Here is an 8,085-nt window from a genome sequence, read left to right as displayed (position 1 = left end):
ATAATTTAGAACAAAAACTCGGTGTAGATCAGGTTAGGTTGTTGTTAAAAGAGAAATGCCTTTCAAATTTAGGTGTTTCTGCGATTGACAAAATGCAGTTTTCATCCGACTACGACTTGGTGATCAAACTATTAGGACAAACGGATGAATTTCTGAAGATCATACAGTCTGAAGAAACCTTTCCCACCAATCACTTTATTGATGTATCTCAATCACTTAAGAAAGCAAAAACTGAAGGTGCATTCTTAATTGAACAAGAGCTTTTAGATATTGGAAATTCACTCAAAGCCATCAGTGGTTGTGTGAGCTTTTTAGAGAAACATAAAGAAACTTATTCTCAACTTCATGCGCTCGTAAAATTTGTCGATTTCGACCACTCAGTAATCGATAACATTGAGACTAAAATTGATAAGAAGGGTGAGGTCAAAGACAATGCCAGCCCAGGTCTTGCCAAAATCAGGAATAATCTAAAAGCTGGTTATACTCGTGTAAAAAAACTTATTGATAGAATTTACCGAGAGGCCGTTAACTCAGGCTATGTACCTGACGGTGCTTCGCTCACAGTGAGAGATGGGAGAATGGTAATTCCCATTGCTGCTGAGTATAAGCGGAGAATTAAAGGTTTCATTCATGATGAATCTTCTACTGGTCAAACGGTGTTTATAGAGCCAACTGATGTACTTGAAGGAAATAATGAGCTTCGTGAACTGGAAAACGCGCAAAAGCGGGAAGTAATTAAAATCCTGACAGAGCTCACAGATTTGATTAGACTAAACCTGGAGCCTATTAAAAAGGGTTATAGGTTTCTTTCAAAAATTGACTTTATTAGGGCCAAGGCCTTACTTGCTCAAGACATGGAGGCAGTACTGCCAGAGGTGAGTAAAAATGCCTATGTGGACTGGAATTCAGCCAGGCATCCATTATTATACCTCTCCTACCAAAAGGTAGATAGAAAAGTAATTCCTCTCTCAATAAACATGAATGAGGACAAAAGACTAGTCATTATTTCTGGTCCTAATGCCGGGGGTAAGTCTGTTTGTCTTAAAACAGTGGGATTAATTCAATATATGCTTCAGTGCGGTTTACTCATACCAGTTGAAGAAAATACCAAAGCAGGTATCTATAAAGACATTTTCATAGATATTGGAGACGAGCAATCACTTGACAACGATTTAAGTACCTATAGCTCGCACCTTACAAATATGAAGTACTTCTTGTCTAATGCAGGAGGTAAATCTCTCATTCTCATCGATGAGTTTGGTACAGGCACCGACCCTCAGTTTGGAGGGGCAATTGCTGAGGCAATCTTAGATAAACTGGCTTTCAAAAAGTGCCAGGGAGTTATTACTACGCATTACAGCAATATTAAACTGTATGCAGAAGACCACGAAGGGGTTGTAAATGGTGCCATGAGGTTTGATATGGAAAATCTTGAGCCATTATATGAGCTTGAAATTGGAAAGCCGGGTAGTTCTTTTTCTTTAGAAATATCGAGAAAGATAGGCTTAGACAAAGATGTGTTAGAGTATGCTAAGTCAGCCATAGGAGAGAAAAAGGTAGATGTTGACGACCTCATTTTGAAGTTAGAAAAACAACAACAGCAGATTGAGCAAAGAGATCGTGAATTGAAGTCGTCTGAGCAGCGCACAAGAAGTTTAGAACAAAAATATAGTCGTCTGTATGAAGAGCTGGAGACTAATAAGAAAAAGATTATAGCTCAGGCTAAAAATGAAGCATCTGATTTATTGAGCCGTACCAATCGTGAGATTGAAAAAACTATACGGCATATAAAAGAGAATAAGGCACAAAAAACAGAGACAAAGAAAGCTCGGGGAAGGTTGGAAGAGCTCAAAGGAAAAGTTACACCTACCAAAGATAGAAGATTAGGTAAGCCCCAAGAAGTAATTGAAGGCCCGATTAAAGTGGGAGACCAGGTAAAGTTAAAAGATCAGGATGTAGTAGGTAAGGTGCTTGATATAAAAGGCAAAGATGCAGAAGTACAAATGGGAGCGCTCAAATCGATGATTAAACTTAATCGATTAGATAAAATCTCTAACAGGCAATCAAAACAAATAAAGAATGCTCCAAAGCGGAGTAAGAGCATGGATTTAGCTCAGAAAAGAGCTCACTTCTCTACCACATTAGATTTGAGGGGAAAACGAGGAGAAGAAGCCTTGCCAATGGTGGATAAGTTTATTGATGATGCACTTTTGTTTAGTGCCAACGAAGTGAAGATTCTACATGGTAAGGGAAATGGCATCTTGAAAGATATGATTCGCCAACATTTAAAAGGAGCGCCATACATTACCTCCATGCATGACGAGCACATAGATCATGGTGGGGCAGGTATTACCGTGATAGAATTATCATAAATTAAAAAAGGCCTCAAGTGAGGCCTTTTTTAATATTGTTGCTTTGTATCGCTTATTGTTTCTGAAGAATAAAGCTCCAGTCACCTTCAACAGCTTCTGTTCTACCTGTTTGGTTTGCAGGATCAGTGATTTCGAAATCAAGAGTTAGTTGTGACTCATCAACTGTAACATTTACAACTACTCCATCATCACGTGTAACAGAGAATGAGTTTGCGCCTGGAGTTTCTGATGCAAAAGTCCAATTTCCGCTAGACTTCCACGGAGAAGAACCCGTGGGGAAATTAGAAGCTACATAACCGCCAGAGGTGGTGCCTGTTTGGTGAGTAATAACTAATTGAAAATTAGAGTACCCTTCATCTGTACGATCTGTGTTTTCATAAGTCACAGAGTTTGCTGAACCATCAACTGCCCATGTACCTGAAAAATTGGTTCCAGCAACATCTACGGCAGAAGGTCCGCCACCATCGTCTTTTTTACAGCCAACAACTGCAAACATCGCTACTAATACTCCTGCGCTTAATAAGTAAGATAATCTTTTCATTTAATATGTTTGTTTACACGAATTGAATCCGAAATATATGAAAGTAATTTTGCAAATGTACAAAATCATATAGGAAAATTAACTCTTTTTTTAGGATATACTCTTTATATACGCGGAAGCCACAAAGTAACCTATGATTTGTACTTTATAATATCAATTACTTCATCACAAAAGTCGTACTCATACTTCTGATTTGAGGCAATTATAATGGTTTTATCATCAGATATTAGAGAGCTTATTTGCTCTTTATACCACTCAGTTCCCTGTTCATCTAGGTTGGAGGTTGGCTCATCCAATAGTATAAGGCTGGAATCAGTAAACAGTGTAAGCGCCAATTTAAGGCGCTGCTTCATTCCAGAACTAAATTTTTTTATTTGCTTATCTCTGGCGTCTGTTAAATAAGCGCGAGATAGAATTTCTTCGGGTTGTAGAGCAGGCTTTTTGAACTTGAAATGAAAATTGATCATTTCCATAAGTGTAAACTCTTCTACTAGTTCCAGGTATGGTGTAGCTATACTTAGATGCTTGTATAAATCCTCAACTTCAAGGGGTTTTCCATGAAGCTCGTAGGCTACATCGCCCGAAGATTGCCTAACAAACCCTGAAATAACTTGTAGTAGTGTGGACTTACCACTACCATTAGGGCCGGTAATAGCATACGACTGACCAGTTTTGAAAACGTAACTCAAGTTTTTAAATATAATCTCGCGATTATATTTCTTAGAAACATTTTCAAAGGTCACCAGCATCTCGCCCCTAGCTGTTCTTAGTAAGAATAGCCCTTCATCACCCCTCTATCGGAGCTTCTGATAAAGCGAATGATTTCATCTCTTTCTTTAGATGGAGGCAACTCAAGTTCTACCAGATCAAGTGCTTTTGAGTTATTGAGGCCTTTAAGGAAGACATAGCGATATATTTCTTGTATCTCACTGATTTTTTCAGTGGCAAAGCCACGTCTTCTAAGCCCAATAGAGTTTATTCCACAATATGTAAGTGGTTCGCGAGCTGCTTTGGTATAAGGAGGCACATCTTTTCTTACTAAAGAGCCGCCTGAAATCATCACATGAGCGCCCACTTTTACAAATTGGTGAACGGCACTCGAGCCACCGATAATGGCGTGATCTTCTACCGTACAATGACCGGCAATCTGTACTGCATTAACTAAAATACAGTTGTTACCTATGGTACAATCGTGAGCTACGTGCACATAGGCCATTAAAAGACAGTTGTCTCCAATTACAGTCTTAAGTTTATCGTCTGTACCACGACTAATCGTTACGTACTCGCGAATAACTGTATTATCTCCGATATGGGTTTCTGTTTCTTCACCACCATACTTCAAGTCTTGAGGTGTGGCAGAAATAGAAGCACCAGGATAAATTTTTACGTTTTTCCCTATGCGTGCGCCTTCAAAAATAGTGACATTAGGACCAATCCATGTGCCTTCTTCTATTACAACGTTCTTATGTATGGTAGAAAAAGGCTCAATTACAACATTTCTTGCAATCTTGGCCTGTGGGTGGATATATGCTAATGGTTGATTCATGAATCTTTTCTTACAATACTTGCTGTCATGGTTCCTTCACACACTAATGTGTTGCCTACATAGGCTCTACCAGACATTTTTGCAATGCCTCTCTTTATAGGTGCCAGTAGGTCACACTTGATAATAAGTGTATCTCCAGGTAAAACCATTTTTCTAAATCGGAAGTTTTCGATACCCAGGAAGTATGTCCAGTAATTCTCCGGATCTGGTACCGTATTTAATACTAAAATACCACCAATTTGAGCCATGGCTTCTACTTGTAACACACCAGGCATTACAGGGTTGCCAGGAAAATGGCCCATGAAGAAGTGCTCGTTATTAGTTACATTCTTAATTCCGGAAACGCTTTCTTCATCTAAATGAATGATTTTATCAATCAATAAGAAAGGGTATCTGTGAGGAAGAATATTTGAAATCTGATTGATGTCTAAAACAGGAGGTAAACTAGGGTTATACCTAGGCGCGTTTTGTTTTGCATTACCCTCCATAGACCTCTTGAGTTTTTTAGCGAAAGCTACATTGGCAGCATGACCAGGTCTGGCAGCAAGAATTTGAGCCTTTATAGGCCTTCCGGCCAGTGCAAGGTCTCCCATTACGTCCAGCAGTTTATGTCTGGCAGGCTCGTTTTTATACCTAAGCTCAACATTGTTAAGAATGCCTTCTTTCTTTACCTCAACTTTTGGCTTATTAAAAAGTTTGGCAATACTATCAAGTTCGTGGTCTTCCACCACACGGTCTACTACTACGATAGCGTTATTGAGGTCACCACCTTTGATGAGGTTATTCTTATGTAGCATTTCCAGCTCATGCAGAAAGCAAAACGTTCTACACGATGCTATTTCTTTCTCAAACTGAGTAATATCTGTTAATGAAGCATGCTGACTACCCAAAACTGGTGAGTTATAGTCTACCATTACGGTCACTCGGTAGTCATCAAGAGGAAGGGCGGCAATTTCTACATCTCTGGAAGCATCTCTATAAAAAATGCTGTCAGGAACTTCGTAAAAATCACGTAAAGCATTCTGCTCTTCGCTACCTGCTTCTTTAAGTATCTCAACAAATTGCTGGGAGCTACCATCCATAATCGGAGGCTCGGGCCCATCAAGTTGAATTAAAACATTGTCTATTTCAAGGCCAACTAATGCAGCCAGGGTGTGCTCAACAGTATTTACTCTTGCTCCGCTTTGCTCAATAGTCGTACCTCTTGAGAGGTCTACCACATTATCTACATCGGCATCAACTATTGGCTCTCCTTCTAAATCAGTACGCTGAAACTTTATACCATGACCAGCCTTTGCAGGTAAAAAAGTCATATTGGTTTCTACACCAGTATGCAGGCCTACACCTGACAACGTCACCGATTTTTTAATTGTGTGTTGTTTTATTCTCATGATTTTTCCTGAAATGACGGCAAATCTAGGACTTTTTCTTCAAGTTGCTTTAATCTGCGGCTTAAATCTGGGAGTTTTCTAAATACGATGTACGAGCGAATGTAATCTTTGTGATCAAAGGCAGGGCTACCAAACATTACGTCTTTTTCGGCTGTGTCTTTGCCAATCCCCGACTGTGCAGCTATTGATGTTTTGCTGGCTATTTTTAGGTGACCCGCTATACCTACTTGTCCACCAATTACACAATTACTTCCTATTTCTGTCGATCCGCTGATCCCGGTTTGTGCAGCAATTACGGTATTGCTGCCTATTTCTACATTGTGAGCTACCTGTATAAGGTTATCTAATTTTACTCCATTATTAATTTTGGTAGAGTCTCCATGGAAGGTAGCACAGTCTATCACTGTATTAGAGCCGATGTCAACATTATCGCCTATAATCACATTGCCAAGCTGAGGTATAGTCTTATAAGTACCATCTTGTTGAGGTGCAAAACCAAAACCATCGCTACCTACTACCACTCCTGAATGAATCACGCAATTAGCACCGACTTTGGTGTCAGCGTATAATTTTACAGAAGGATGTATGATGCTATTATCGCCAATGGTTACATTATCACCGATGTAGGCATGAGGGTAAACTTTTACGTTGTCGCCAATGGTTACATTATTACCTATATATGAGAAGGCGCCTCTGTACACATCGCTACCCACAGTGGCATTTTCACCAATAAAAGACGGCTCTTCTATACCAGACTTTTGATAAGAAATGAATTTATGATATTCCTCAAGTAATCTGGTGAAGCTGGTGTAGGGATCATCAACAAGTATAAGTGAAGGCTTAATTTCTCTTTTCGCAGAAAAATCCTTTTTTACGATTACCGCACTAGCTTGTGTTTCGTAAATAAATTGCTCGTACTTGGGGTTAGATAAGAAAGAGATTTGACCTTCTCCTGCGTCTTGTATTTTGGCCAACATGTTGATTTTTTTGGACCCATCTCCTTTGACTTCGCCCTCCAACATAGTGGCTATTTGCTCAACAGTAAATTCCATTAACTATAACTGTAATTTCTTTAATCTCACAAAGATACTGTTTTGGGGCAGCATAGGTAGTGTTTTTTTACAATTTTGCTCATGGCAGTTATGTTTGGCAAATCAGCTGCCTGCGCAATATCTTTTACATGCCCTTTCTTTGTGAGGATATTTATTTTTTGTCCTTCGGCTATGTAGGCCTTATTGGTTACCTCACCATACGCCAATAGAAACCTGGCGTCAGATTTTAAAAGGTCATACTCCTGCATGATTTTCTTTCTTATAACTTCGAGTTCTTTTCTGCTCAGAGACTCATTATTAAGCTTAATCCTAAAGAGGTTTCTTTGTAAAATACTATTGCTTAAAAGCCTGAGAATTTTATCAGAACTCTTGCTCCATATTTTTATTGAAGTCCATATGTCGTAATCATCGAGATTTCCGAAGGTTTCGAGCAATTCCGGTTTTTGCTGAAAGTCTTCAATAGAAATATTTTCAGTGAGAAAGGTTTTGAAGGCATCTGTAGCAAAGATATCATGGCCGGAAGCTCCCAGTTCTTTAGCCCTAACAATAAGATTGATGAGCATTTTTTCTGCACTCACCGAAGCCTTATGCAAGTACACCTGCCAATACATCAACCTGCGGGCATTTAAGAAGTTTTCTATGCTGTAAATGCCTTTTTCCTCAACTACAATTTGGTCGTGCACTACATTAAGCATGCTTATTATTCTATCGAGACCAATGGCACCTTCAGAAACTCCTGTAAAGAAGCTGTCTCTTTTAAGATAGTCCAGCCTGTCCATGTCAAGCTGGCTACTCACCAATTGATGGAAAAACTTACGCTCGTAGGTGTTTTGAAACATCTTGAGTGTAGTAGATAGGGCTCCATTAAATTCTTTGTTGAGGTATTTCATAAACTGAAATGAAATACTCTCATGTTGCACACCTGGCATCAAACTATACTCCAGCGCGTGAGAAAAAGGGCCGTGGCCCATATCATGAAGTAGTATGGCTATTTGAGCTGACTCATATTCATGGTCGCTTATTTCTACACCTTTGCTGCGTAAAATCTCCAATGCCCTGGTCATAAGGTGCATGGCACCTACCGCATGGTGAAATCTCGTATGGAGTGCTCCAGGATAAACCAAATCGGTAAGTCCCAGCTGTTTTATCCTTCTTAATCTTTGAAAAAAAGGGTGTTCAATGA

At 39.4% G+C, this 8,085-nt stretch carries 7 protein-coding genes; 1 reads left to right on the top strand and 6 read right to left on the bottom strand.

Features of this window, described 5'->3' with window-relative positions; translation table 11 throughout:
- Positions 1–2,372 (top strand): endonuclease MutS2 (locus E1176_RS10015; protein ID WP_155210475.1); only part of this gene is annotated, 2,372 nt, incomplete at its 5' end.
- Positions 2,373–2,424: 52 nt separating this feature from the next.
- Here E1176_RS10015 and E1176_RS10010 read toward each other — a convergent pair.
- From E1176_RS10010 to E1176_RS09985, 6 genes are all read right to left on the bottom strand, one after another.
- Positions 2,425–2,913, bottom strand: coding sequence for a hypothetical protein (locus E1176_RS10010; RefSeq protein WP_155210474.1), 489 nt, complete (start codon positions 2,911–2,913; stop codon positions 2,425–2,427).
- A gap of 131 nt (positions 2,914–3,044) precedes the next feature.
- Complete coding sequence (locus tag E1176_RS10005) at positions 3,045–3,662, bottom strand: ABC transporter ATP-binding protein (protein ID WP_155210473.1); 618 nt, start codon at positions 3,660–3,662, stop codon at positions 3,045–3,047.
- Between the two features lie 17 nt (positions 3,663–3,679).
- Positions 3,680–4,459: an acyl-ACP--UDP-N-acetylglucosamine O-acyltransferase gene (gene lpxA, locus E1176_RS10000; protein WP_155210472.1), complete on the bottom strand. Its 780-nt coding sequence runs from the start codon at positions 4,457–4,459 to the stop codon at positions 3,680–3,682.
- Positions 4,456–5,850: a bifunctional UDP-3-O-[3-hydroxymyristoyl] N-acetylglucosamine deacetylase/3-hydroxyacyl-ACP dehydratase gene (locus E1176_RS09995; protein ID WP_155210471.1), complete on the bottom strand. Its 1,395-nt coding sequence runs from the start codon at positions 5,848–5,850 to the stop codon at positions 4,456–4,458. Before E1176_RS09995 ends, lpxA begins: the two co-directional genes overlap by 4 nt.
- Entirely contained in the window at positions 5,847–6,902 is a 1,056-nt protein-coding gene (gene lpxD / locus E1176_RS09990) for a UDP-3-O-(3-hydroxymyristoyl)glucosamine N-acyltransferase (protein ID WP_155210470.1), read from the bottom strand. Before lpxD ends, E1176_RS09995 begins: the two co-directional genes overlap by 4 nt.
- Before the next feature lie 26 nt (positions 6,903–6,928).
- Positions 6,929–8,085: HD domain-containing protein (locus E1176_RS09985; protein WP_155210469.1), on the bottom strand; the 1,157-nt coding region annotated here is incomplete at its 5' end.

This window comes from Fulvivirga aurantia (genome assembly GCF_009711475.1).
In the GTDB taxonomy this organism is placed as follows: Bacteria; Bacteroidota; Bacteroidia; order Cytophagales; family Cyclobacteriaceae; genus Fulvivirga; species Fulvivirga aurantia.
This window is presented reverse-complemented; position numbering and strand designations above follow the sequence as displayed.

Excerpts from the sequence above, each read along its gene's own strand:
- lpxD (WP_155210470.1), bottom strand. The coding sequence starts at position 6,902 with ATGGAATTTACTGTTGAGCAAATAGCCACTATGTTGGAGGGCGAAGTC.
- E1176_RS10005 (WP_155210473.1), bottom strand. The coding sequence starts at position 3,662 with ATGCTGGTGACCTTTGAAAATGTTTCTAAGAAATATAATCGCGAGATT.
- E1176_RS10010 (WP_155210474.1), bottom strand. The coding sequence starts at position 2,913 with ATGAAAAGATTATCTTACTTATTAAGCGCAGGAGTATTAGTAGCGATG.
- lpxA (WP_155210472.1), bottom strand. The coding sequence starts at position 4,459 with ATGAATCAACCATTAGCATATATCCACCCACAGGCCAAGATTGCAAGA.
- E1176_RS09995 (WP_155210471.1), bottom strand. The coding sequence starts at position 5,850 with ATGAGAATAAAACAACACACAATTAAAAAATCGGTGACGTTGTCAGGT.